General features: G+C 34.4%; 25 protein-coding genes and 1 other RNA gene. 13 read left to right on the top strand and 13 right to left on the bottom strand.

The genetic code is table 11. The annotated features are described in order from the left end of the window. Positions 1-59: 59 nt before the first annotated feature. On the top strand, positions 60-1,214 hold the full coding sequence (locus tag Q0951_RS08680) for a PAS domain-containing sensor histidine kinase (protein WP_299336188.1): 1,155 nt from the start codon (positions 60-62) through the stop codon (positions 1,212-1,214). Between the two features lie 45 nt (positions 1,215-1,259). Here the strand turns inward: Q0951_RS08680 and rny are convergent, their stop codons facing one another. From rny to Q0951_RS08700, 4 genes are all read right to left on the bottom strand, one after another. Further along, entirely contained in the window at positions 1,260-2,837 is a 1,578-nt protein-coding gene (gene rny, locus Q0951_RS08685) for a ribonuclease Y (protein WP_299336189.1), read from the bottom strand. 57 nt (positions 2,838-2,894) lie between these two features. Continuing rightward, a non-coding RNA gene (ssrS, locus tag Q0951_RS08690) (6S RNA) lies at positions 2,895-3,022 on the bottom strand. A gap of 54 nt (positions 3,023-3,076) precedes the next feature. Next, a complete protein-coding gene (locus tag Q0951_RS08695; protein WP_299336190.1) occupies positions 3,077-3,370 on the bottom strand; it encodes a cell division protein ZapA in 294 nt (97 codons plus the stop codon). A 15-nt stretch (positions 3,371-3,385) separates the two neighbouring features. After that, the gene (locus Q0951_RS08700) at positions 3,386-3,676 is read right to left on the bottom strand and encodes a hypothetical protein (protein ID WP_299336191.1); all 291 of its coding nucleotides are present in this window, start codon (positions 3,674-3,676) and stop codon (positions 3,386-3,388) included. 285 nt (positions 3,677-3,961) lie between these two features. On the opposite strand from Q0951_RS08700, the gene Q0951_RS08705 reads away from it, so the two are divergent. The 4 genes from Q0951_RS08705 (at position 3,962) to Q0951_RS08720 (ending at position 11,035) form a co-directional block, all read left to right on the top strand. Continuing rightward, positions 3,962-5,647: a M23 family metallopeptidase gene (locus Q0951_RS08705; protein ID WP_299336192.1), complete on the top strand. Its 1,686-nt coding sequence runs from the start codon at positions 3,962-3,964 to the stop codon at positions 5,645-5,647. 9 nt (positions 5,648-5,656) lie between these two features. Continuing rightward, positions 5,657-8,140: a TonB-dependent receptor gene (locus tag Q0951_RS08710; protein WP_299336193.1), complete on the top strand. Its 2,484-nt coding sequence runs from the start codon at positions 5,657-5,659 to the stop codon at positions 8,138-8,140. Further along, entirely contained in the window at positions 8,141-9,055 is a 915-nt protein-coding gene (locus Q0951_RS08715) for a hypothetical protein (RefSeq protein ID WP_299336194.1), read from the top strand. It abuts the gene before it with no gap. A gap of 135 nt (positions 9,056-9,190) precedes the next feature. Further along, the gene (locus Q0951_RS08720; protein ID WP_299336195.1) at positions 9,191-11,035 is read left to right on the top strand and encodes a hypothetical protein; all 1,845 of its coding nucleotides are present in this window, start codon (positions 9,191-9,193) and stop codon (positions 11,033-11,035) included. Here Q0951_RS08720 and Q0951_RS08725 read toward each other — a convergent pair. Beyond that, positions 11,032-12,174 carry a cysteine desulfurase family protein gene (locus Q0951_RS08725; RefSeq protein ID WP_299336196.1) on the bottom strand — a complete coding sequence of 381 codons (1,143 nt, stop codon included), beginning with the start codon at positions 12,172-12,174 and terminating at the stop codon, positions 11,032-11,034. The two genes, Q0951_RS08720 and Q0951_RS08725, sit on opposite strands and share 4 nt — an antisense overlap. 123 nt (positions 12,175-12,297) lie before the next feature. Between Q0951_RS08725 and Q0951_RS08730 the strand changes: the two genes are divergently transcribed. After that, entirely contained in the window at positions 12,298-13,221 is a 924-nt protein-coding gene (locus Q0951_RS08730) for a hypothetical protein (RefSeq protein ID WP_299336197.1), read from the top strand. Here the strand turns inward: Q0951_RS08730 and Q0951_RS08735 are convergent. Then, positions 13,218-13,763 carry a Smr/MutS family protein gene (locus Q0951_RS08735; RefSeq protein WP_299336198.1) on the bottom strand — a complete coding sequence of 182 codons (546 nt, stop codon included), beginning with the start codon at positions 13,761-13,763 and terminating at the stop codon, positions 13,218-13,220. The two genes, Q0951_RS08730 and Q0951_RS08735, sit on opposite strands and share 4 nt — an antisense overlap. After that, positions 13,760-13,954, bottom strand: a complete 195-nt coding sequence (locus Q0951_RS08740; protein ID WP_299336199.1) for a hypothetical protein — start codon at positions 13,952-13,954, stop codon at positions 13,760-13,762. Before Q0951_RS08740 ends, Q0951_RS08735 begins: the two co-directional genes overlap by 4 nt. Before the next feature lie 109 nt (positions 13,955-14,063). Here Q0951_RS08740 and Q0951_RS08745 point away from each other — a divergent pair, with 109 nt between their 5' ends. The 4 genes from Q0951_RS08745 (at position 14,064) to Q0951_RS08760 (ending at position 17,476) form a co-directional block, all read left to right on the top strand. Further along, positions 14,064-14,939: a tail fiber domain-containing protein gene (locus Q0951_RS08745; RefSeq protein ID WP_299336200.1), complete on the top strand. Its 876-nt coding sequence runs from the start codon at positions 14,064-14,066 to the stop codon at positions 14,937-14,939. 22 nt (positions 14,940-14,961) lie between these two features. Beyond that, positions 14,962-16,791: a T9SS type A sorting domain-containing protein gene (locus Q0951_RS08750; protein WP_299336201.1), complete on the top strand. Its 1,830-nt coding sequence runs from the start codon at positions 14,962-14,964 to the stop codon at positions 16,789-16,791. A 71-nt stretch (positions 16,792-16,862) separates the two neighbouring features. Further along, complete coding sequence (locus Q0951_RS08755) at positions 16,863-17,126, top strand: DUF2752 domain-containing protein (protein WP_367179753.1); 264 nt, start codon at positions 16,863-16,865, stop codon at positions 17,124-17,126. Between the two features lie 14 nt (positions 17,127-17,140). Beyond that, positions 17,141-17,476 (top strand): CCC motif membrane protein, encoded by a 336-nt coding sequence (locus Q0951_RS08760; RefSeq protein WP_299336203.1) that lies wholly within the window; start codon positions 17,141-17,143, stop codon positions 17,474-17,476. A 55-nt stretch (positions 17,477-17,531) separates the two neighbouring features. On the opposite strand, the gene rocD is transcribed toward Q0951_RS08760, so the two are convergent. The 4 genes from rocD to Q0951_RS08780 all read right to left on the bottom strand — a co-directional run bounded on the left by rocD (position 17,532) and on the right by Q0951_RS08780 (position 20,515). After that, a complete protein-coding gene (gene rocD / locus Q0951_RS08765; protein WP_299336204.1) occupies positions 17,532-18,812 on the bottom strand; it encodes an ornithine--oxo-acid transaminase in 1,281 nt (426 codons plus the stop codon). Positions 18,813-19,024: 212 nt separating this feature from the next. Next, on the bottom strand, positions 19,025-19,411 hold the full coding sequence (locus Q0951_RS08770) for a DUF6768 family protein (RefSeq protein ID WP_299336205.1): 387 nt from the start codon (positions 19,409-19,411) through the stop codon (positions 19,025-19,027). Between the two features lie 48 nt (positions 19,412-19,459). After that, entirely contained in the window at positions 19,460-20,008 is a 549-nt protein-coding gene (locus Q0951_RS08775) for a sigma-70 family RNA polymerase sigma factor (RefSeq protein ID WP_299336206.1), read from the bottom strand. After that, positions 20,009-20,515: a hypothetical protein gene (locus tag Q0951_RS08780; protein ID WP_299336207.1), complete on the bottom strand. Its 507-nt coding sequence runs from the start codon at positions 20,513-20,515 to the stop codon at positions 20,009-20,011. It abuts the gene before it with no gap. 106 nt (positions 20,516-20,621) lie between these two features. Here Q0951_RS08780 and rlmD point away from each other — a divergent pair, with 106 nt between their 5' ends. From rlmD to Q0951_RS08795, 3 genes are read left to right on the top strand one after another with little or no spacing between them, the layout of a single operon-like run. Continuing rightward, the gene (gene rlmD, locus Q0951_RS08785) at positions 20,622-22,037 is read left to right on the top strand and encodes a 23S rRNA (uracil(1939)-C(5))-methyltransferase RlmD (RefSeq protein WP_299336208.1); all 1,416 of its coding nucleotides are present in this window, start codon (positions 20,622-20,624) and stop codon (positions 22,035-22,037) included. Positions 22,038-22,047: 10 nt separating this feature from the next. Next, on the top strand, positions 22,048-22,599 hold the full coding sequence (locus Q0951_RS08790) for a DUF6452 family protein (RefSeq protein ID WP_299336209.1): 552 nt from the start codon (positions 22,048-22,050) through the stop codon (positions 22,597-22,599). Continuing rightward, positions 22,565-23,311: a DUF6048 family protein gene (locus tag Q0951_RS08795; RefSeq protein WP_299336210.1), complete on the top strand. Its 747-nt coding sequence runs from the start codon at positions 22,565-22,567 to the stop codon at positions 23,309-23,311. The genes Q0951_RS08790 and Q0951_RS08795 overlap by 35 nt, the downstream gene beginning before the upstream one ends. Here Q0951_RS08795 and Q0951_RS08800 read toward each other — a convergent pair whose 3' ends face one another. Both Q0951_RS08800 and Q0951_RS08805 read right to left on the bottom strand, forming a co-directional pair. Next, positions 23,312-23,737: a hypothetical protein gene (locus tag Q0951_RS08800; protein ID WP_299336211.1), complete on the bottom strand. Its 426-nt coding sequence runs from the start codon at positions 23,735-23,737 to the stop codon at positions 23,312-23,314. Further along, positions 23,734-24,909, bottom strand: a complete 1,176-nt coding sequence (locus tag Q0951_RS08805) for a THUMP domain-containing protein (RefSeq protein WP_299336212.1) — start codon at positions 24,907-24,909, stop codon at positions 23,734-23,736. The genes Q0951_RS08800 and Q0951_RS08805 overlap by 4 nt, the downstream gene beginning before the upstream one ends. Between the last annotated feature and the right edge of the window lie 82 nt (positions 24,910-24,991).

Below are 24,991 nucleotides of genomic sequence, written 5' to 3' on the forward strand. Positions count from 1 at the left end.
TACATTTAAATTTTAGTGACATTTTAAATATTACTGTGTCTAAATTTAAAATTTAACCTATGAAAATGTTATTTAATAAACTTTCGAGTCAAAGATCAAAAAACGATGATTCACTCTCACTAGACGCTTCAAAATGGCAATTAGCTTTGGAGTATTCCAGCATCGGACTTTGGGAATATGATGCTGAATTAAATCGAGTTTTTTTCTCTGAAGGCTCCAAACAGATCATAGGTGTGAAAGATCCTAATTTTGGAAATAATCCAAACGATTGGAACGATCGCGTACATCCAGAAGACAGAACCGATTACTTCAAAGCATTTCAGGACCATTTAGATAATAGTACTGATATGTATGAAAACGAACATCGCATCAAATGCGAGGATGGTACTTACAAATGGATTAGAGATAAAGGAAAAGTGGTTGAGTGGACACCTGAAGGAAAATATAAACGCATCATAGGCACGCATACAGATATTACTTCAATGGTTGAAAAAGAAGAGCAACTAGAGAAATATCTTCAACTCATTACCAGTCAAAACAAGAGACTCCATAATTTTACGCATATAGTATCCCACAATTTGAAAACTCATATTGGTAATTTCAAAAACATCTTAGAATTCTATGATGATACAAACTCTGAAACTGAAAGAGAAGAGCTAATGGGACATTTAAAGACCATTTCTGAAGGATTAACCTCTACAATAGTTGATCTTGATGACATTATCAGCATTAAGTCTAAATCCAATTCTAATGATCTAAATGAGAATGTTAATGTATTTGATTCTGTAGAGAAAGTAATTAATAACCTTGAAATTGATATTGCCAACAACGAAATTGCCATTTTCAATACTATTGAAAAAGATGTTGAGCTATTTGCTAACAGGTCATATTTGGAAAGCATTATCTTTAATTTAATTTCTAATGGTATAAAATACCGACATCCTGAGCGACATGGTAAGATTATTATAAAATCTGAAGTAACTGATAGTGATGTAACGATTTTAGTTTCAGATAATGGTATTGGAATAGATACTGAAAAATTTAAAAATCAACTATTTGAAATGTATCAGACCTTTCATGGTACAAATCGAGAAGATTCAAGAGGTATTGGTTTATACATTACTAAGACTCAAATTGAAGCATTAGGTGGTACTATTGATGTGGAGAGCAAACTCAACGAGGGCACAACATTTACACTAAGCTTTAACAAATAAAAACGCCTCAATTGAAGCGCTTTTAATTATCTATTTTTCTGAAGACTACTTTGCAATATTTACTGCTCTGGTCTCTCTAATTACTGTAACTTTAACCTGACCTGGATAAGTCATGTCGGTTTGGATTTTTTGCGAAATTTCAAACGACAAATTAGCGGCTTGCTCATCAGAGACCTTTTCACTTTCAACCATCACACGAAGTTCACGTCCAGCTTGTATGGCGTAAGCTTTATTAACACCATTGAAACCAAAAGCAACATCTTCCAAATCCTTAAGTCGTTGGATATAAGAGTCCAATACTTGTCGTCTTGCACCTGGTCTAGCTCCTGAGATGGCATCACAAACCTGAACAATTGGTGATAATAATGTAGTCATTTCTATTTCATCGTGGTGAGCTCCAATAGCATTACATACTTCAGGTTTTTCACCATGTTTTTCTGCCCATTGCATTCCTAAAATAGCGTGAGGTGTTTCCATATCCGCTTCAGATGATGGTACCTTTCCAATATCATGTAATAATCCAGCACGCTTAGCCAATTTAGGATTGAGACCTAATTCGGCTGCCATGACACCACAAAGTTTTGCAACTTCTCTTGAGTGCTGCAATAAGTTTTGACCATAAGACGAACGGTATTTCATACGTCCGACTAATTTGATTAATTCTGGATGTAATCCGTGAATACCAAGATCGATAACAGTACGCTTCCCTACTTCAACAATTTCTTGTTCAATTTGTTTTTGAGTCTTTCTAACCACCTCTTCAATTCGAGCTGGATGAATTCTACCATCAGTAACCAGCTTATGAAGTGATAAACGTGCGATCTCACGTCTCACAGAATCAAAGCATGACAAAATAATAGCTTCAGGAGTATCATCAACAATAATTTCTACACCTGTAGCTGCCTCTATTGCACGAATATTTCGTCCTTCACGACCAATTATCCTTCCTTTAACATCATCAGATTCGATATTAAATACAGACACACAATTATCAATGGCTTCTTCTGTTCCTATACGTTGTATGGTATTAATAATTACTTTTTTGGCTTCTTGCTGTGCTGTTAATTTAGCTTCTTCCAATCGATCTTGGATATAACTCATTGCATCGGTTTTAGCTTCACTTTTAAGAGACTCTACCAATTGTTCTTTAGCATCTTCAGCAGATAGACCAGAGATTACCTCTAGTTGTTTGATTTGACTCTTGTGAGCCTTTTCAACTTCATCCTTCTTTTTTTCCAAGAATTCAAGTCGGAAATTATAATCCTTTATTTTATCCTCTAAAGATTGATTTGATTTTTTATTCTTTGCCAACTCACTTGACACCTGAGATTCTTTATCTCTTGTGCGTTTTTCGGCTTCAGCCATCTTTTTGTCACGAGATAAAATGACCTTTTCGTGTTCTGCTTTAAGTTCAATAAATTTTTCTTTAGCTTGAAGAATTTTATCTTTTTTGATAGACTCTCCTTCGCTCTTAGCTTGTTTCAAAATTGAATTGGCTTCACTTTTGGCATCCTTTATTAGCTTAGATGCATTGCTTTTTTCTAATGTTTTTGCAATAATATATCCGAGTACAATACCTAGTACTACTCCTCCAACAATCATTAAAATTGTGTTCGTATCCATGTTTAGTTAGTGTTTATATGTAAAAAAAAAAGCCTACATCAGTTTTGGATTTTGTATAAACTCCTTAAAAACAAGTTTAGGGCTAACAAGCTGATCAAAAATCTGCCCAAGAACTGAAATAAATCAGTAATAGCAGCACGGTTTTACAACTTAAACTCACCCTTTTTAAAGAATTAACGTTGAGTTTATCAAAAAATAATAACTAATGTAGGCAGTAACCTATTTTATTTTAAAGAACGTTATGCACTTAAATGATCGTTAAGCAGTTGATTTAAAGCATTGAGCTTTTCCTCTACTTCTTCACTAACACTGGCTTTATCTATTGTTTTCTGTTCTACTTGAGTAGCAAACTGTAAAGCACACATGGCTAACACATCTTGCTTATCTCGAACAGAATAATTTTGCTCAAACTGAGTAATCATGGCTTCAATCTTTTTAGCTGCTTTTCGCAACCCTTCTTCTTGACTTGGTGCAATTGTTAAAGGGTAAACTCTATTAGCTATAGATAGCTTTATTTTAAGCTGTTCTGCCATGAATTATAGTTAACATTATTCAGATAATTGAGCTATACAATGATCAATATCTCTGATTAACGTATTTATTTTGAGCTTGGTTTCTCTGTTATTCTCGTCACTGCCCAGTAATGAGTTTGCAACTTTGAGTGATTCATATTTTTCAACCCAAGAACTTATTTCTTCTTGCTGTTGAATACTTTTTTGTTGTTGTATTGCTAATTCTTCTGAAATTTTTGCATTGGTTTGTTTCAACACTTCAAGTTTGTGCAAAACTTTACTTATTTTATTCTCTAAAGAATCTACAACATCTTCAATTTTACTCATTTACAAATTTCAATACTGATGTAACAAAGTTAATATACTAAGTGAAAAATAGCAATTGTTTTCCTATTATTTTTGAAATTAATACTGTCATCCTAGGCATAATCACTAGTCCTTAACGATTTATAAATATACTTTAACTCCTTTTTATAAGTTTTAGTTTGTTATTTTTACTTTTTTACAGATATTCACTTTTTCTATGAGAGAATACACTTATAGAATATTTTCTATATTAAATTAAAATCAATATTTTTACGTTAAAGAAGTTTAACGTAGCACATCAGAAACATGAAATATTTTTTTGTAGTCATATTTTTATCTCAATTTTGTTTTAGCCAAACGCCCTATCCTCAAGACTATTTTAGAAACCCTTTAGATATCGATTTGGTCTTATCTGGTACTTTCGCAGAGTTACGATCTAATCATTTTCATTCAGGTCTAGACATTAAAACACGTCAACGCACAGGACTCAAAGTGTATACCGTTGCCGAGGGTTATGTGAGTAGAATCAAAGTTTCACATTATGGTTATGGGAAAGCCCTTTACATTACCCATCCAAATGGCTATGTTTCTGTTTATGCTCATTTAAGTAAATTCTCTCCCAAAATAGAAGCTTATATCAAAGCTTGTCAATATGAAAAAGAAAGCTATGAGGTTGAAGTATTTCCTTCACCCGATGAACTTCCTGTCTCAACAGACGAAGTTGTAGCATTCTCTGGAAACTCAGGTAGTTCGGGTGGACCACATCTCCATTTTGAAATCAGAGATAATGAGGAGCGTCCTATAAATCCTATGTTATTTGGCATTGATATTAAGGACACAAAGCGACCTATTCTCCTTGCCGTTTATGCTTATCCAAAAGACAGAAAGTCACATGTTGACAATGTCAAAAAACGTGTAGAGCTAAGACTAATACCTAATAAAAATGGGGATTACAGTACTGCTCCTATTGAAGCGCGTGGCGACATAGGTTTTGGAGTGGTTAGTTATGACCAGCAAGATATGGCAAATAACAAAAACGGACTCAGCAATATACAGGCGTTTTATAACGGAAATAAAAGCTTTGAAATGGATTTCAAGCGTTTTAGTTTTGACGAAAGCAAGCATATCAATCGTTTTATAGACTTTGAAGTTTTCAAGGAAAAGAAATCCAGAGTACAAAAGCTATTCGTTCAGCAAGGAAACACATTAAGCATGCTAAAAGATGTTGATGGAAATGGTTATGTAAAAGTTGAAGACAGCACAAATACAGTTTATAAAGTTAGGCTTAGAGACTTTAAAGACAATGAAACTTGGTTATCAATTCCTATAAAAGGAAAACCTGCAAAAGAAATCCTTGAAATGCCAGAGCTCAAACCTAACACTTATGTTTATGCAGATCAAGTCACAGAGCTGCAAGATGGAATTGTATCCGTAAGTTTTCCAAAGCATACCTTTTACGAAGACTTTTATATGGATTTTAGTGTCAGCAACGATACACTTAAATTACACAGAGATGTGATTCCGTTAACTAAGAATTACAATATAAAATTTGATGTAAGCAATTACAGTGATGTCGATAAAGAAAAATTATTCATCGCTAAATTATACGGATATTACCAAAGGCCGAGTTATATAAGAACAAAACGAATAGGAAATACGTTATCAGCCAGAACCAAATCATTAGGAACATTCACTTTAGTTACTGATTCTGTGAGCCCTACCATTACACCTGTGAATTTTCAGGATGGTAAATGGATCAGTAAATTAAACCGTCTAAAAGTGAAGATTGAAGACGATTTATCTGGCATTAGTAATTACAGAGCTACTATAAACGGACAATGGATTTTGATGGAGTATGATTACAAAAAAGATACCCTAACGTATGACTTTGAAGATAATATTAGTACAGAAACCGAAAATAAACTTAAAGTAATTGTTACCGATAATGTTGGAAATAATACTACATTTGAAGCAACATTTTTTAGAAAATAAAACAACCTCTTGAAGCTAAACATCACACTACTCATTGCCTTACTAGGCTTTTCTTTCTTCGGAATATCACAAACCGCTACTATTAAAGGCGTCATTTTGAATGATGAAAATTTTCCAATTCAAGATGTCAATATCCAAATTAAAGGAACAGACAGCGGAACAACATCCAATATTAATGGGTTCTTTGAATTAAAAATCCCGGCAAACCAAGATGTTACTATTGTTTTTACACACATCTCTCATGAACGTGTTGAACAAACATTTAATCTAAAAAATGGTCAAGAAATTGAGTATAATCCAATACTAAAAGTAGATGCTGTTCAAATTGGAATGGTTGTTATTAATACCAACACCAGGCAATCTGTAGACGGCGTAACGACTATCACACCAGAAGTGTTACGTACTATTAAAGGCGCACAACCAGGTGTTGAGAATATCCTGAAAACACTACCAGGTGTAAATATTTCTAATGAATTGAGTACACAATATTCTGTTAGAGGTGGAAACTTTGATGAAAACCTTGTTTATGTTAACGAAATTGAAGTCTACAGACCTTTTTTAATTCGCTCAGGACAACAAGAAGGTTTGAGTTTTGTCAATACAGACTTAGTTCAGAATGTCGATTTTTCCGCAGGTGGATTTCAAGCCAAATATGGTGATAAATTATCATCTGTTCTTGATATTACTTATCGAAATCCAATTCGTTTTGGCGTTCGTGCTGAAGCCAGCCTGCTAGGTGGCTCCGTAGCTGCTGAAGCTGTGAGTAAAGATTCGAAATTTTCAGGTATTGTTGGTTTACGCTATAGAGACAATAGTTTATTCATTAATTCCTTAGAAACCGAAACTAATGTAAGACCTGTCTTTGCAGATGCACAAACGTATCTCACTTATAAGTTCAGTGATAAATTTCATTTGAATTTCCTCGGAAATATATCTTTAAATAAATATACGTTCCGACCAAAGAACAGGCAAACCAATTTTGGAACACTCGACGAGCCTGTAGCTTTGTTGGTGTTTTATGACGGACAAGAGAAAGACGAGTATCTTACGACATTTGGTGCGTTCAAAGCCAACTATTTCGTCAATGACGATCTCACTTTAAAACTTATTGCTTCGGGCTATCATACGACTGAAGAAGAGTACTACGACATATTAGCACAATACAGACTTGGTGAAGTGAATAGTAATATTGGAGACGAAAATCTTGGAGAAGTTGAGTTTTCCGAAGGTATTGGCTCACAACTCACACATGCCAGAAACGACTTAGATGCAGTTATTGTCAACGTAGAACACAAAGGTGATTACAAACTTGATGAGGAAAGCACACTAGAATGGTCTTTAAAATACACCCATGAAGATATCAGAGACCGCTTGATTGAATGGGAAGTTATTGATAGTGCAGGATTTTCGGTAAGACCTCCAATTTTTGATATTCCAAACAATCAACCTTACGAACCATTTGAAGGTCCTTTGGTTGCATTCCAGAATGTAAGAGCAACTAATTCGGTTAAAATAAACAGACTTCAAGCCTATGCTCAGTGGAGTAAACGAACTACTTTAGGAAATAGTGATGTATTTTACAATGCTGGTGTGAGAGTTCACAGTTGGAATGTAGACAGTGAAGTTCCAAACCAGGAAGGTGTATCCAGCTCTAATCAAATTGTTTTTAGTCCGAGAGCCCAATTTGCCATAAAACCCGACTGGGAAAAAGATATGCTTTTCCGTGTGTCTGGAGGTTTATATTATCAGCCACCATTCTATCGCGAGCTACGTGATTCTTCAGGTGTTGTACAACCCGATGTCAAAGCGCAGAAGTCCTTTCATGTGGTTCTTGGTAACGAGTATAGTTTTCAGTTGTGGAATCGTCCGTTTAAGCTGGTTTCCGAAGCCTACTATAAAGGATTGTCAGATGTAAATCCTTACACCTTAGAAAATGTTAGAATACGCTACAGAGCCAGAAATAATGCTACAGCTTATGCTTATGGTGTTGATTTACGCTTGAATGGTGAATTCGTTCCAGGTACAGAAAGCTGGTTTAGTGTTGGCTATCTTAAAACTGAAGAAAATATTGACGATAGAGGCTTTATTGCACGACCAACAGATCAACGTTTAAAATTTGGTATTTTATTTCAGGATTATGTACCTAACATCCCTGAGTTGAAAATGTATCTAAATCTGGTATACAACACTGGAGTTCCAGGTGGATCACCGAGTTATGCCGATCCTTACGATTTCCAAACCCGTTTACGCGATTACAGACGAGCTGATCTGGGTATTTCTTATGTAATGGTAGATCCTAACAAAACTTACACGTCTAGCTGGAAAGAAAAATTTAAAGAACTTACTATTGGAATTGAGATTTTCAATATGTTCAATAATCAAAACACTATTACTAATACTTGGGTAAGAGATGTATATAGTAAGCGTCAATTTGCTATTCCAAACTTCTTAACACCACGTGTATTTAATGTGCGACTATCAACAAGGTTTTAGATGAGATTTTTGAAAGTTTTAATTTTAATTATTCCCTATGTTACTTTTGCCCAAGAATCAAATTTCAACACAGCGGTAAAACTACTCAATGAACAATTGGAGATCTACCAAACGCAGTCGCCTTTTGGCTCTGAGTCATATGCTGTTAAAGATTTAAAACTTTCAAAAATAGAAACCATATTATATCTTAACGATGAAGGCCTCAAAGTGACAGATTCAATTGATATGTATAATGCCATATCAATCACTCAAAGCAAAATTGGTCGATTACTTTCAGTAGTAATGTCTCAAAAAGAAGCAACTACAAAAGACTTAACAACCCATTTTAACGATGAATTGTATGCTATAAAATCTGAAGACAATAAACTGTATCATTTTTCTTTAGATGAAAAAACAGGTGGTTCTTATAGAAGTCGCATGTCATGGATGTACTACCTAAAAAACAACAGCTATGTTGAAGTAGATGCTATGAATAGCGAAACTGACACATCTATTTTTTTCTCCGATGGTTATGATGAGATTAAAACCTTTAACACCTACAATAAAACGAGATATTTACTTTTTGGAAATGTTATGAGATGCAATGCATGTTTTGAGGAATATGTTACTTTAACTCATTTTGAAGATGGTGCCTTTCAATTGGATTTTGAATATTCGGTGAGTTCAAGAATTGCAGAACAACATATTTTTTATGACGACATCAGTCGGTCCATTTCAGTGTTTTATGATACTGATGATTTAACTACAGTATGTTATTGTTCAAATGAAGGCACAGATAACAGAGATATAGAAACCATTTCATCTTCAGATATTGATGACACTGAACAATTTACGTGCAGTTGTCTTTTTGAATTTAACGGACGTACCTACAAGCTTACCAAGCAATGTTCCGAAGTAATTAAAACCAAAGATTAGAGGTTTTTACTCATTGGTGATTTCATTCACTATCTAATTATCAGTTCTTACTTTTTTCTTTCCACTGAAAAAGACTTATTTTTATAGATAAGATTAGCTATCAATTATTTAACCGAATACCTAAACGTGATTACCATGTATATCAAAAAAACCTTTTGTGCTTTTTTATTCTGTTTATCATCTTTATTTAATTTTTCACAAACTGAAACATTTGACAAAACAGCGCTTGATAGCATTTATAATCACCTTAAATCAAACCTTGGAAAACAAAAAATAGATCTCGGCATATTCGACACTTTGAATGATGCGTTGGAGCATGTAGGAACCGATACTACTGCTGCCTTATTCTATCACAAATTTGCAAATCTCAGGTTAGATATGGGCCATTGGGATAGCATTGCTGAACAAATGCATCAAAAAGGATATGATAGAATAAAAACCTCTGGATATGATTGTAAATTAGCGGTAAGTCAATTTAATTTAACTCGATTTGCACTGTTTCAAGACGATCCTAATCTTACACTAAAACGCGCCAGTCATGCTCTGGAAATTGCTAATAGATGTGGTGAAACCGAAAAAATCGCCCATGCACAATCCTACATTGGAGCAGCATATATTAACCTAAGTGACTACAAGAATGCCTTGAAAAGCTTAATTGATTCAGAAAAGAACTACACCTCAATCAATGATTCCTCAGGAATAGCTATGGTCAATTTAGATCTAGCTATGGTTTACTCCGAAATGCAAGAGGAAGAAAAGTCTATAGAAGCTACTAAAAAAGCAGCTTTGATTTATAAAAATAAGGGTGAAGAACTCAGATATGCTATAGCGCTTATTGATATGTGCTCATCTTATCTCGATATAAAACAAACCGATAGTGTTCAAAAATATTTGCCGATAGCTCATAAAATTGTTATTAATAAACATCAGTTGGCTAATGCTTACGTGTACCAACATTATGGAAATCTAAACATTCAATTAGGAGACTACAATAAAGCCATTGACAATCTAAAAAATGCACTAAAAGTCAATAAAAACATTGATGATAGTAGCTTGAACATCAATCTCTATAATTTTCTGGTTGTAGCATACAAAAAGAAGAATGCGCCTAGACTAGCGTATGAATATGCGTTGAAATCTGATTCTGTATCCAAAATATCTAATGATAAATACTCTAGACTAAAAAGCTTACTAACACTTGCCGACGCCAGTTATGAGGTTAATAACAACACACTTAGCCACGCATCTTTTAAAGAATATATCAAGCTAAAAGATAGTATTTTAGGTGCGGATAAAATTAAAGAAATAGCAGCCTTAGAAAAATTCTATGAAGCTGAGAAAAGAGAAAATCAAATTAAGATCCACCAACAGGAAAACGATATATTATCAGCAAAAAACAAGGCATCAAACAATAGAAATATTAGCTTATTTATTGCTTTACTTCTATTGGCAGCTATCGCTTATGCATTTATCAATAAGTTTAGGCTAAAAGCGCTAAAACAAGAAGCAATTGCCAAGGTGAAAGAATTAGAGAATGATAATCTCAATCAAAAAGTAGACTATCAAAAACGAGAACTCGCGTCTAAGGCATTACATATCGCACAAAAGAATGAACTCCTAACAGAGCTAAAAGCTGACCTCTCAGAGCTCAAAAAGCAAAACGGTAATAACGTTCAAGTTAATCATTTGTTTAATAAACTCCATATTGAAAAGCAAATAGATGATAACTGGGAACAGTTTACCAATCAATTTATTGAAATGAATCCTGACTTTTACGGAAATATCACTAACTCTTACAGTAATTTAACAAAGAATGACATTAGATTGATTGCCTTATTGAAGATGAAATTTGATTCTAATACCATTGCATCTCTACTCAACATCTCTCTTGAAGGGGTTAAAAAAGCCAGATACCGACTCAGAAAAAAACTAAGCTTATCCTCTGAAGATAATTTAGAAAATCACATTATGAGTCTTTAATCCACAAACTCTTTTAAGACCTCAATAACATAGTCTACATCACTTTTTGTATTAAACCTACTGAATGAAAATCGCACAGAAGGTCGCTGCAAGTGTACTTCATCTAAAATTTCGGTGAGCACATGTGAATTTTGAGAACTTCCACTCTGACAAGCACTACCTTTTGAACACGCAATCCCTTTAAGATCCAACTGAAATTGCAATAGTCCAGCTTTGTCAGCAGCTATTGGTAAACAGACATTAATGAGCGTGTAGGTACTTCTATCCATATTGCCTGATTGCCCGTTGAATGAGATATCAGAAAATGTCGATTTCAGCTGCTCGATAAAATACGTTTTTATGCCTTCAATATAGGCACGCTCTTCATCAAGGTTTTCATAGGACATATGCAAGGCCTCATCCAGTCCTATGATGTTATGGATAGACTCAGTTCCTGCTCTTAAACCACGCTCCTGCTCACCACCAAAAATCGATGCTCGGAGTCCGCTATTTTTCCGAAGAAAAGCAAATCCTACACCTTTCGGGCCATGAAATTTATGAGCGCTAGCAGCTAAATAATCAATTGGAATCTGTTGAAGATCCATTCTGTAATGTCCAATAGACTGTACAGTATCACTATGAAACAGTGCATTATTCGCCTTACACAAGTCGGCCACACGCTTGATATCTAGTTTGTTTCCAATTTCATTATTAATATGCATAAGAGATACCAATTGCTTTTGCTCAGACTGCAACAAACTTTCCAGATGAGACATATCGATGTCTCCTTTCTCGTTAAGGTTGACATAATGCACTTTGATACCATATTCTTTCTCCAGCTGATTAACTGTATGCAAAATAGCATGATGTTCAATTTTTGAAGTAATGATTGCTTTAACACCAAGATCTCTAACAGTACTTCTCAACACCAAATTATCAGCTTCAGTGCCACCAGAAGTAAAGACAATCTCGGCTGCAGAAACATTAAAATGCGATGCAATACGCTTCCTTGAAGATTCAATTAAAGATTTAGATTGCCTACCATAACTATGTGTAGATGAAGCGTTTCCAAAATTATATTTCATAACTTCACTCATACGATCAATCACTTCATCTCGTATTTGCGTTGTAGCAGCATTATCAAAATAAACAGTCTTCATAACGTTTGAAATTATTATGCAAAGATGCAACTTTATAACTGTTTTTTATAGCCATCAAAATTATTTGTTAAACGTATATATTAACTCAACAATTCTATTATTTTTGTTTTAAAATCTATGATCATGCGACGACTACTATACATTTGCTTTATTGGATTACTTGCTTTTTCCTGTGATGATGGAGATGTCTTTGAGGTAGAATTGTTATTTGATGAAGAACTGGAACTTTGTGGTGATGAAAATAGTCAAGAATATTTGCTATATGATATCAAAACTGATCCTAATGAGTCGCTATCACTAAAATTTCCTGTAAACACAGCTAATAATGCTATTTTCAATCCATCTGATAATACTGGAGAACCTTACACCTTAGATATCAATGGTACTACTATAGCATTTAACTACAGAACTTATGATGGTAATCCAGAAAACCTGATATGCCAAATCATACCAGTTCCTGGAACCACAATTACTAATGATTATGAAGCTGCTTCAGGAGCTACAGTTGAGTTTATATCCACTTATGAGGATGATGATAATGACGGAATCCCATCAGATCTTGAAGGTCGTGGCGCTCAAGCTGAAGATGGTTCCTACCCTAATGCAATTGACTCTGATGGAGATGGTATACCTGACTATATAGATGAAGACGATGATAATGATAATGTTCCAACAGCGATTGAAGAGTTTGATCCAAATGAAGATGGAGACATCACTGATGCATTAGATACAGATAATGACGGAACTCCTAATTATTTAGACAATGATGATGATGGAGATGGTGTTTTAACCGCTGATGAAGATGAAAATGACAATTTATCTTTAACCGATGATTTTGATTTTTCAAATGGTGTAAATAATACGCCAAGGTATTTAGACAGTAATGCAGTTGATGAGTATATTCAAGATGAATTCATTGACAATGAATTTACCAGATTAGTGACTGTTGAAGTGACAATTTTAGAGGCTAATATTGAAATTATAAACATACAGCCTTTATTCTTAGGAACTTACACCAACACACTCACTTTTAGCACAGAAGATTAAACATTCTGAAGAACATATACTTCAGTAGCACCTAAACCGTATTTCTGATAATCAGCAGGATAGAATTTCACGTTATTATAACGTCCAAAAAGATACTCCAATTCGGTTTTAAGTACACCCTCACCTACACCATGAATGAAAACAATTTTTTGAATTCGGTTCCTAATAGCATATTCTAACTTATGTCTGGCTGTATCTAATTGCAGATTAAGCATATCAAAATTATTCATGTGCTTATGACGCGTAGTAATTTGATTGATATGCAGATCAACTTCCATAGATGGCTGATTGCGTTCTTTAGGCTTAACCTTTACAGATTTTCGTTTAGTGACCTGCTCCTTTTCAGAAATAATAGCATCTGGATCAGTATTTACAAACAGTTGTGATGTGAGAGGTTTGGTTTTTATAACTTCAGACAATGAGAATTCCATATCAAAACCATCCTCTGTATGAATGGTAACTACATCTCCAGATATCTTAGAAACGATACCGTTGATATCTTCATCTAAAACAGAAACAGCATCTCCAACCTTTAGTCTCATAGCATAGGCATTTGCTGATCGTCTTCATTATCTGTTTTGCTCGGAATTCGTCTTGACACACTGTAAATTCCAACCATTAAAATTACAATGCCTCCAATCAAAATATACTGATTTTGTTGTTCCTGAGCTTGAGCGTAAATAGCTATAATTCCGCCAATTAGGATTAATAAATAACTAATTTTTCTTTGCATAATAAGTAATGTTAACGAAAATAATTCACGATTCATCGAAAATACTTACAAAAGTAGAAAAACTAAAGCATCTTAGTAATATATTTAGTCTAATATTAATTAATTGAATATGAAAACCTTAATCGACCTTAAAACCTTAACCGGCTTATTAATTCTATTTACTTTTAGTTTTACACAAGCCCAAGTTGGTATTGGTACAACAACACCTGCTTACACTTTTCAAGTAGTCAATACAGGCAATATTGGTGCAACTTCATTAGCTGAAAGCACAAATTCTGGAACTGATGGTGTCTCCCTAAGTGGATTCAATTCCTCTGCTACCAATCCATATAATGCAATAGAAGGTGTAACCAGTTACTCAGGTACTACCTTTACACCAGCTGGTGTATTTGGTTTAGCTATTTATGGAGGATCTGGCAACTCAAATACGATTGGTGTTTTTGGTTCTAGTAACGAATGGCAAGGTACCGGAGTTATCGGCTCTCGCTTTAATAGTGGTGGTCCAGACCAAGGCTGGGGAGGTCAATTTTATAACGATTTAGGATATACAGGTTTTTTTGGAGCTATTTCAGACGAAAGAACTAAAAAGAATATTACACAGATTAATGGTGCTTTAAGTATTATTTCTCAATTAAACCCTGTAACCTATTTTTATGACTATGATAAGTATCCTTATATGGGTCTCAACACAGAAATGGAGTATGGCTTTATTGCACAGGAAGTTAGAGAAGTATTACCAGAGATAGTCAGAGACAAAAATTTAAACACTAACGCTACTGCTGAGATCAAACCAAAACAAGGAATAAGTAATAGTCATGAGCAATTTGTTGTTATGGACTACACTAGAATTATACCTATCTTGACAAAAGCCATCAAGGAGCAACAATCATTAATTGATAATCAAAATTCAAAAATTCAGGATTTAGAGGATAAAGTATTACTTTTAGAGTCTAAACTTAATGTGCTTCTAGAAAACCAAGATTAAACCCATTTAGAATTAATCCATTATGAAAAAATTGTACGCCCTCATTATTGCAATTTCAATATCATCGTTAAGTTTTGCGCAACTTACAGTTCGCAATAATGCTTACATTTTTGTTTCCGATGAAGTTGTGTTTGTAAACGATAATGTCAACTTACAAGAAGCCGATTCAAAAGTATATTTGCGCAACGAGGCACAATTAATTCAAGGCACTGGCACTACAGGTAATTCTGGAATAGGTGAATTGAGTATATATCAAACTGGAACAGCAAATGAGTACGCATATAATTACTGGTGTTCTCCAGTAGGTATTAATTCAGCTACAGCTGGTAATGACAATGCCAGAGTGAATCTCATTGATGAAGCTACCAATATTGTTACAGTTGCAGACCCAACAGGTTTGATTTCTAGTTCTGATGCTGGCTTTACAACAAACTACGAAGGTACATCTTCGCCTTTAGTGATTTCAGAACGTTGGCTATACTCTTACGTTACAGGTAACCAATATAGTGATTGGGTCATCTTAGATCCAACAAGTACAATCCTACCAGGTCTCGGTTTTACCATGAAAGGTATTGGAGCAACTGGTGGTCAATTATACGATTTCCGAGGAAAACCAAACAACGGTACTATTACAAATAATATTGCTGCAGATCAATTTACACTGATTGGTAATCCGTATCCTTCAGCATTAGATGCCTTGTTATTCATTCATGATACCGATAACACAAATGTAGATACAGATGCTGCTTTATTACCTGCTACAACTGGTGCTCTATACTATTGGGAACAACAGCCTACCGATCATTTTACATCGAATTATATAGGTGGTTATGCTTCTTATACCATTTCGGCTGGAGGTGTTGAGACATTTGCTCCTGCAGTATTTTCTACGTTTGACGACTTTGGTAATACTGTACCGCTACCTCCACCAGGAGCTACAGGAAGTAAAATTGCAAGACGATACATACCAGTTGGTCAAGGATTTATGGTTGAAGGCGCTCCAACAACACCAGGAGGCTCTCAGGTATTTGTAAAAAATACGCATCGTGTATTTGAAAAGGAATCTGCAGGAAATAGTTATTTCTTTAGAATGGCTGAAGCAGACACTAATGATGTTTTAGACGATGAGATTGAATATAATGACATGGGATTGAATATTGTTCCTGGAGATTTTAAACGTTTCAGAATCAATGTGAGTTTTGACTATTCATATACAAGACAACTAGTACACAATTTTCATAATAGTGCAACTGACGGATTTGATTACGGATTAGAAGCTCCTGTTTCTAATGACAATCCAACCACTGATGCATCTTGGGTTCTGGACGATAAACCATATGTTATTCAGGCGCATAAATTTGAAATTGAAAAAAGAATTCCGCTTGTAGTAAATCTTATTGAGCAGCAATCAATTGAATTTAGCATTTTCGATGTACAAAATTTTGAGACCTCTCAACCAATATACCTTTACGATATTGAAAATGATTTATATATTAATCTAAAGGAACAAAACTATAGCATAAGCCTTCAAGCTGGTAATTACTCAAATCGCTTTGAAATTACTTTTGAAGGTGGAGATACACTCAGCACACCAGAAATAGCAGAAGAAGATTTTGATGTTTTCCAAAACACTAAAAGCTCTGAGTTAGTTATATTGAATCCAAACAGAATAGATATTAAAACAGTATCTATTTACGATGTTAGTGGCAAGCGTGTAATGAACACCAATGAAGTAGGAAATCAAAACGACTATCGTTTTACTACCAAATCACTTAGTTCTGGAGTTTACATTGCTAGTATTACTGTCGCTAACAATCAAGTTATTTCTAAAAAGGTGATTATCCAAAACTAAAAAGAGATTATTTCAATTTTATTATTTTTGTGAGACCGATAATTCCCATTATGATGTCTCCTGAAGAATACATGCTTCCCTGTTTGAACAAAAAATTGTTCGGATTAGATTGCATGGGCTGTGGTATGCAAAGATCAATAGCTTTAATTCTTGACGGCGACTTTGTTGCAGCTTTTCAAATGTACCCAGCAATTTATAGCTTAATTGCCATGTTGAGTATTATCTTCTTAAATTACTTTAGGAATTTCAAGCATGCCTATAAAATTATTATTATTTTGGCTGTTATAAATGCCGTTTTAATACTAGGCAATTTTATTTATAAAACATTTTATTAAACTAAAACTCAAATATGGAAAAACAACAATTACCTAATTCAACGCTAATACTTGTATTTGGAATAATATCAATTGTATTATGTTGGTGCTATGGAATCATAGGTATTCCTTTATCAATTATAGCATTAGTCCTTGCTTCTAAAGCGAAGAAGACTTACATGGAAGAACCTGAATTATATACTGGTTATCAAAACATGAATATTGGTAAGATATTAGCAATTATAGGATTAATACTTAACGTATTGTTCTTATGTTACGTTATTTATATTCTCTCTCAAATTGGATGGGATGCTCTTAATGATCCTGAACTATTAATGGAGCGAATGGAAGAAATGAAAGCTCAAAATTAGAAATAAAAAAAACCTCAATTTTCATTGAGGTTTTTTTTATACTTGTTTATCATGTTTACACTTCGAAAGCTTTCAATGTTTTAGTAATTATTGATACGCAATCTAATAATTGCTCCTTAGTCATAACTAAAGGAGGTGCAAAACGAATGATGTTTCCATGAGTTGGTTTGGCTAATAAGCCATTATCACGTAATGCTAAACAAATATTCCATGCGGTGTCACTATCTTCATCGTCATTGATGACAATAGCATTTAACAGACCTTTACCACGAACCAATTTTACAATTGAGCTTGTTTCTATGTACTTGTTCATTTCACTTCTGAATAATTCGCCTAATTGATAAGCATTCTCGGCAAGTCTCTCTTCTTTTACAACTTCTAATGCTGCAATTGCTACAGCTGCTGCAATTGGATTTCCTCCAAAAGTGCTTCCATGGTTTCCTGGCTGGATCACATTCATGATCTCATTATTAGCCATAACAGCTGATACTGGATACAATCCTCCGCTTAAGGCTTTACCTAACACCAATACATCTGGCTTTACATCTGGTGTCCCAGAGCAATCTTTATTTGCACAACTACAGTTTCCGCAACTGGCTAATAACCTTCCGGTTCTTGCAATTCCTGTCTGTACTTCATCAGCAATAAAGAGTACATTATATTTCTCACATAATGCCTTAGCTTCTCTAAGATAGTTTTCACTTGGCACATACACACCAGCTTCACCTTGAATTGGCTCTACCATAAATCCAGCAACATTAGGATTTGTACTTAAAACATCTTCCAAAGCCTTGAGATCGTCATACTCTACTTTTATAAATCCATCCGTATAAGGACCGAAGTTTTTTCTTGCAACCGGATCATTTGAGAATGAAATAATAGTGGTTGTTCTTCCGTGGAAATTATTCTTACAAACAACGATTTCAGCTTTATTTAAATCAATTCCTTTAACCTCATAAGCCCATTTTCTACAAAGTTTCAAAGCAGTTTCAACAGCTTCTGCACCCGAATTCATAGGAAGCATTTTGTCAAATTTGAAGTACTGAGTGGCATACTTTTCATATTTCCCAAGCATGTCATTGTAAAATGCTCTTGAAGTTAAGGTTAATCGTTGCGCTTGCTCAATCATTGCATTAACGATCTTGGGGTGACAATGCCCTTGGTTTAAAGATGAATAAGCAGATAAGAAGTCGTAATATTTCTTCCCTTCTACATCCCAAACGTACACTCCTTTTCCTTTCGATAAAACTACAGGAAGCGGATGATAATTCTGAGCGCCATACTTGTTTTCTAGTGCCATCGCTTCTTGCGATGAAATGTGGTCTAAAACAGCCATTTTAAAATAATTTAAGGTTTATGCCTCTCAATCAACAAGGCATCGTTTGACATTACAATTAATGCAAACATTAATAATTAAATCTCGCATTGCGAGGAAAATAACTATTCCTTATCTACCTTTATCCTTTCGAAGAGTTCGAAAATTCAGCGTGGGAAAGAAATCATCCCTAGAGTCTGCAAATTAATAAATATTAATTGCTTCTTAAAATGTTATTGTGACATTTTTCCTGATAGCGACGAAACCTGTAATTCCAAGCGTTTCATCTCTCTTAACAATGCATTTTTATCCATCTGCATCCAGGCAAAGATTTTTAACATACTCACTCCAATTAAAAACACTAAACTGCCTAAACCCCATTTCAATAATGCTTTTATTTCCACAGCATCAAAAAAGTTAATCACACAATAGATAAAAAGTCCGAAAAACACTAAGGTCATCATATTCATCAGGATAAGAATCCATTTGTTTTTTCCTTTGAATAATCCACCTATCATACCAAGAACATTCTGTTCTTCTAAGGAATTATAAAATTTGGTTTCCTCTTCTGTTAGAGTTTCTTTTATGAGTTTATCAATATCTTCCATGTTAGTTTTCATAATTTTATTTTTTAGTATTTCCGTGTTTACAGAAACGATGTTACTATTTTAGGTTTTATCTTTTAAAATCTGTTTTAATTTTTCTCTTGCGTGAAACAATCTCGATTTAACAGTTCCTACGGAAATATCAAGAGTTTTACTAATATCTTTTAATGAATAACTTTCTGTGTAAAACAACTTGACCACCATTTGCTGTTGCTCTGACAACGCTTTGACAGCTTGCAGGAGTGATGCTTTTAACTGTTCATCATCATTGCCAGAATCAGTATTCTCATCTTCAGCTATGGAGTATTCCAACTCTTGATCCTTATGACGTTTTCTAACTTGTTGTCGTAAAGCATCAAAAGATTTCGAACATACGATACGTAAAGCCCAAGCTCCAAAACTATTCACATCTTTGAGTTTATCAAGCTTATCAATAATCACCTGCCAGGACTCTTGAGCAATATCTTTAGCTAACTCTGGATCTTTAACAATCCAAAATGCTTTTTGACAAAACGTAAGATGCCAACGCTTCACCAATTTGGCCATAGCACTTTTATCTCCCAATAAGTAAGCTTTTACCAGTGCTGCATCTGTATGTTGATCTCTTTTCAATTAAACCTGTTTCGTTTTGGATAATTTTCGTTTGTAGATTGACCGCAAACATCTAACCCAAAAACTGTGTGACGTTTCTTTATTTTCTGAAAGAAACTGATTTTCGACTTTGTCAAAAGCATCTTCAATTAAAGCATCGTGCAGCCATCTTATCATGGTGATCCACAATATATATCCTTTTATTGATGTCTTCATTCGTATCTCATGTCTAATTTCTGTTGAATCCTCAGAAACACTTTCGATGACAAGCTCGTGAGTTCCGTAAAATCCGTCAGGTTTTAAAAATTTGAACTTAATACGACAACCAGGTTCAAACTCAATAATGGTGTATCTTATACGTCCATGACCTCCATTATTTCCAATTTGGAGTCCGTCTTTAAATTTCATTGCAGGCCAATTCTCTTTTGGCCAAATCCTATCATTTTTTGTAGCTAATGTGTCAAATAATTGAGATACGAATGCCTTAGGCTGATCAATCAAACGTGTATGTTGGTTAATAACTTTCATACTTTAAAGACGCAGAAAAATAAAAAAGGTTCATATTATTCAGAAGTTTTTTAAAGATAATTCTATTTACATACATTTTATCTGTAACGATTATTATTTTTGCGGTATGGCAAGACGAAAAAATAAAAGGCAAATCTTTGAGCATGTTGAAGTCATAGATGCTGGAGCTAAAGGCAAAACAATTGGTAAGGCTCCGGATGGACGTGTGATCTTTTTACCTAATGCTGTTCCTGGCGATGTTGTGGATGTGCAAACCTTTAAAAAGCGTAAAGCTTATTTTGAGGGTAAAGCCATTAAATTTCACAGCTTATCCAATAAGCGTACAGAACCAAAATGTGAACATTTTGGAGTTTGTGGTGGCTGTAAATGGCAGGATATGGAATACAAATATCAGTTAGAATACAAACAAAAAGAAGTGACCAATAACTTGATTCGTCTTGGTCATTTAGACTTACCAGAGGTGACACCTATTCTAGGTTCGGAAGAGCAATACTTCTATCGTAATAAAATGGAATTTTCATTTAGCGATAGTCGCTGGCTAACTCAAGAAGAAATTGAATCTGATAGAGATCTTGGTGATCGAAATGCGCTTGGATTTCACATTCCAGGAATGTGGGATAAGATTTTGGATATTGATAAATGTTGGTTACAGCAAGATCCTTCAAATGCGATTAGAAATGAAGTAAAACGTTTTTCTGTTGAAAACGGTTTAGAATTTTTTAATACCAGAAACCAAACTGGTTTTCTAAGAACGATGATGGTTCGTACTTCTACCACAGGAGATCTGATGGTCATGCTGCAGTTTTTCAAAGAACATAAAGAACATCGCGAATTATTACTCAACCACATAGCAGAGCAATTTCCGCAGATTAGTTCTTTACAATATGTTATTAATAGTAAGGCTAACGATACCATCTATGATCAGGAAGTGATTTGTTATAAAGGACAGGATCACATCTTTGAAGAGATGGAAGGTTTAAAATTTAAGATCAATGCAAAATCGTTCTATCAAACCAATTCTTTACAAGCCTATGAGCTCTATAAAATTACTCGTGATTTTGCTGGCTTAACTGGTGATGAACTTGTATACGACTTATATACAGGAACAGGTACTATTGCTCAGTTTGTAGCTAAACAAGCTCATCGGGTAATTGGAGTTGAAGCCATTCCTGATGCCATTTCGGCAGCAAAAGAAAATGCACAATTAAATGGCATAGAAAACGTTGATTTTTATGTTGGTGATATGAAAACTGTATTTAATGATGATTTTATTGCTGAACATGGTCATCCTGATGTGATTATAACAGATCCACCAAGAGATGGAATGCATGTCGCTGTTGTTAATCAAATATTAAATATTGCGCCAAAAAGAATAGTTTATGTAAGTTGTAACAGTGCAACCCAAGCTAGAGATCTGGCTTTAATGAAAGCATCTTATAAGATTGTAAAAACACAGGCTGTTGACATGTTTCCACAAACACATCATGTTGAAAATGTTGTGCTTTTAGAAAAACTAAATTAATACACTGAAATTGAAAAGAATACACATCATAGTCGCTTTAATCGCAATAACAGCAGGTATCGCTTTAAGTTGTGAACGTGATGATATTTGTGCAGAAACTACTGCAACCACACCACAATTAATCATCAGATTTTACGATATCAATAACCAAGATAACACCAAACAGGTTAGACAACTGGAAGCAAGAGGTCTTAATGATGATGACATGCCACTAGAGGAAACTATTAGTGTTAGAACTAACACAGATTCTATTGCATTACCTTTGCGTTTTACGAATGAAGGAGAATTCACAATCACCCGATTTCAGTTAGAAAAAGATGCCGACTTTGCCGATAATGAAAATCCTGACAATGATTCTAACATAGATATCATTGAAGTTAGATACACTCCAGAATTCATATATGTATCGAGAGCTTGTGGTTATAAAAGCATTTTTGACATTGGACTACCAACTGGTGGTATCTTTAGAGATAATGACGACGATAACTGGATCATCAATACAGAAATTTTAAACGAAAGCATAGAAAATGAACAAGCAGCACATATCATTATTTATCATTAGTTTGATAATTGTGATGTTGCTTCCTCTGACATCACAATCACAAGGAAACGACACAACATCTGACACACTTGTTTATAAGCAAAAATATGGTATCAGACTTGGTGGTGACATAGGTAAACTAGCACGTTCTTTGGTAGATAAAGACTATACAGGGTTTGAAATCAATGGAGATTATAGATTAACGAAGAACTTATACATAGCTGGTGAATTAGGAACCGAAGAGCGTTCAACCATCACTGATTTTCTCGACGTGACTTCTAAAGGAAGCTATCTAAAAGGAGGAATTGATTACAATACTTATACCAACTGGTTAGATATGCAAAACATGATCTATACAGGGTTTAGAGTTGGTGCCAGTAGTTTTAGTCAGCAAGTTAATAGCTTTACCGTTTACAATACCAATCAATATTGGAACGCTCCTTCAATTCAAAATCCAAATCAGGAGTTTGATGGTTTATCAGCTATTTGGGTTGAATTGATTATCGGACTTAAAGCCGAGTTATTCACCAATCTTTATGGCGGACTAAATGTTCAACTGAAGAGCATGATATCACAAGATCAGCCTGAAGGTCTTGAAAACCTCTACGTACCTGGTTTTAACAGAACCTATGATAGTGGTCGCTTTGGTATTGGTTTTGGGTATACCATATCCTATATGATTCCTATTTATAAAAAGGATAAAAAAGTGGTTGTAGAAAACGAAGACAACTAACTATTTATAACGCTTACTAACTTTGATCTGAATACCTTCCAACGGAAAATCTTTGCCGTTTATAGTTGCTACAGCACGAAAATACATTGTGTCCTTAACTGTTTTTAGCATTTGTATTCTTAAGCCACCTGCCTTATCAATACCTTTATCCATTTCGGTAACTCGCTTAGCTGGCGTTTTTTCTACATTGGTTTTTAATACATAGTTACAATCATCAATCCACTCAATATCCAAGACCATAAAGTCATCTTCAGAAATCGATTCAAACTGTGACGTCTTACTCCGTTTTACAGTTGTTGTAGGTACATTTTCATTCCCAGGAATCATAAACGTTCCTGTCTTAAATTTTTTACATTTTAATTCTTGTCCATTCACTGTCATACAGATCAAGAAGATTGTACATAAGGCAATTGCTTGTTTTATCATTTATTACTGTCTTTAGAATTCATATATTTTCCCTTCTTACTACCTTCATACATCACATATTTTACAAGTCGGGATTCTAGCTTTGCATTAAATAAATGAATTTTTCTCGAAGGACGTAAACCCACATGTTTCAAAGCTTCGAGATTTGAAGTAATAAACCAGGCTTCTGTTCCCGGATAGCCTTGTTTTAAAGTGTCTCCTATTTCCTTATAAAACGTTTCCATATTAATATCTAAACGCTCTCCATATGGTGGGTTGAAAAGTATGTGAAGCTTATTATCTCCTATCTTTTCTGTCTTAAAGAAGTCTTCATGTTGAATACTAATAAAGTCTTCGAGATGTGCATTTTTTATATTCGCCTTAGCTTTAGCAACAGCACTTGGAGATTTATCGTAGCCAATCATTTTATGATGAAAATCTCTAGTTTTACCAAGTAGAGATTCTTCTATTTTCTCAAATAGATCAACATCCCAATCCTGCCAACGCTCAAAGGCAAATTCTTTACGCATTAAGTTTGGGGGAATATTACAAGCTATCATTGCTGCTTCAGCAAGTATTGTTCCACTACCACACATTGGATCCATGAAGTCTGATTGTCCATCCCATCCAGACATCATCACTAAACCTGCTGCTAACACTTCATTTATAGGTGCAATATTAGTTGCAGTTTTATAGCCTCTTTTATGTAATGATTCTCCTGAAGTATCTAAAGATATCGTACATACTTGTCGGTCAATATGAACATTAATCTTGATATCTGGGAACCTCAAATCAACATTTGGTCTCTGGCCATCTGTACTTCTAAATTTATCAACAATGGCATCTTTGGTTTTGAGTGCAACATATTTAGAATGCGTAAATGCTTTTGAATGTACAGTAGCATCAACAGCAAGACTCCCTGTAGGTTTCAAGTATTTGCTCCAAGACATTTTATACACCTGATCATAAAGGTCTTGCTCGTTTACAACGCGAAATGTTTTAATGGGCTTCAATATCTTTATCGCAGTTCGCAATGCCAAATTAGCCTTGTACATGAAGCCTTTATCTCCTACAAAGCTTACGTTTCTGACACCTTTTTTGACATCCATTGCGCCCAATTGTATGAGTTCTCTTTCTAATAGATCTTCAAAACCATACAAGGTTTTTGCAACCATTTTGTAATTATTCTCCATGCTGTACAACTAATAGATTGCAAAAATAAAGTATTTTTGTGGCTTAGAAGAAGAATTAAAAATGAGATTCCCGATCAAACGG

It is taken from the genome of uncultured Psychroserpens sp., assembly GCF_947501425.1.
In the GTDB taxonomy this organism is placed as follows: Bacteria; Bacteroidota; Bacteroidia; order Flavobacteriales; family Flavobacteriaceae; genus Psychroserpens.

Bases quoted from the DNA above. Each gene is read 5' to 3' on its own strand.
- Q0951_RS08705 (WP_299336192.1), top strand. From the start codon at position 3,962: ATGAAATATTTTTTTGTAGTCATATTTTTATCTCAATTTTGTTTTAGC.
- Q0951_RS08755 (WP_367179753.1), top strand. From the start codon at position 16,863: ATGCTTCCCTGTTTGAACAAAAAATTGTTCGGATTAGATTGCATGGGC.
- Q0951_RS08750 (WP_299336201.1), top strand. From the start codon at position 14,962: ATGAAAAAATTGTACGCCCTCATTATTGCAATTTCAATATCATCGTTA.
- Q0951_RS08735 (WP_299336198.1), bottom strand. From the start codon at position 13,763: ATGAGACTAAAGGTTGGAGATGCTGTTTCTGTTTTAGATGAAGATATC.
- Q0951_RS08795 (WP_299336210.1), top strand. From the start codon at position 22,565: ATGAACAAGCAGCACATATCATTATTTATCATTAGTTTGATAATTGTG.
- Q0951_RS08770 (WP_299336205.1), bottom strand. From the start codon at position 19,411: ATGAAAACTAACATGGAAGATATTGATAAACTCATAAAAGAAACTCTA.
- Q0951_RS08680 (WP_299336188.1), top strand. From the start codon at position 60: ATGAAAATGTTATTTAATAAACTTTCGAGTCAAAGATCAAAAAACGAT.
- Q0951_RS08780 (WP_299336207.1), bottom strand. From the start codon at position 20,515: ATGAAAGTTATTAACCAACATACACGTTTGATTGATCAGCCTAAGGCA.
- Q0951_RS08745 (WP_299336200.1), top strand. From the start codon at position 14,064: ATGAAAACCTTAATCGACCTTAAAACCTTAACCGGCTTATTAATTCTA.
- Q0951_RS08740 (WP_299336199.1), bottom strand. From the start codon at position 13,954: ATGCAAAGAAAAATTAGTTATTTATTAATCCTAATTGGCGGAATTATA.
- Q0951_RS08695 (WP_299336190.1), bottom strand. From the start codon at position 3,370: ATGGCAGAACAGCTTAAAATAAAGCTATCTATAGCTAATAGAGTTTAC.
- Q0951_RS08725 (WP_299336196.1), bottom strand. From the start codon at position 12,174: ATGAAGACTGTTTATTTTGATAATGCTGCTACAACGCAAATACGAGAT.
- Q0951_RS08720 (WP_299336195.1), top strand. From the start codon at position 9,191: ATGTATATCAAAAAAACCTTTTGTGCTTTTTTATTCTGTTTATCATCT.
- rocD (WP_299336204.1), bottom strand. From the start codon at position 18,812: ATGGCTGTTTTAGACCACATTTCATCGCAAGAAGCGATGGCACTAGAA.
- Q0951_RS08715 (WP_299336194.1), top strand. From the start codon at position 8,141: ATGAGATTTTTGAAAGTTTTAATTTTAATTATTCCCTATGTTACTTTT.
- Q0951_RS08805 (WP_299336212.1), bottom strand. From the start codon at position 24,909: ATGGAGAATAATTACAAAATGGTTGCAAAAACCTTGTATGGTTTTGAA.
- Q0951_RS08800 (WP_299336211.1), bottom strand. From the start codon at position 23,737: ATGATAAAACAAGCAATTGCCTTATGTACAATCTTCTTGATCTGTATG.
- Q0951_RS08760 (WP_299336203.1), top strand. From the start codon at position 17,141: ATGGAAAAACAACAATTACCTAATTCAACGCTAATACTTGTATTTGGA.
- Q0951_RS08730 (WP_299336197.1), top strand. From the start codon at position 12,298: ATGCGACGACTACTATACATTTGCTTTATTGGATTACTTGCTTTTTCC.
- rlmD (WP_299336208.1), top strand. From the start codon at position 20,622: ATGGCAAGACGAAAAAATAAAAGGCAAATCTTTGAGCATGTTGAAGTC.
- rny (WP_299336189.1), bottom strand. From the start codon at position 2,837: ATGGATACGAACACAATTTTAATGATTGTTGGAGGAGTAGTACTAGGT.
- Q0951_RS08700 (WP_299336191.1), bottom strand. From the start codon at position 3,676: ATGAGTAAAATTGAAGATGTTGTAGATTCTTTAGAGAATAAAATAAGT.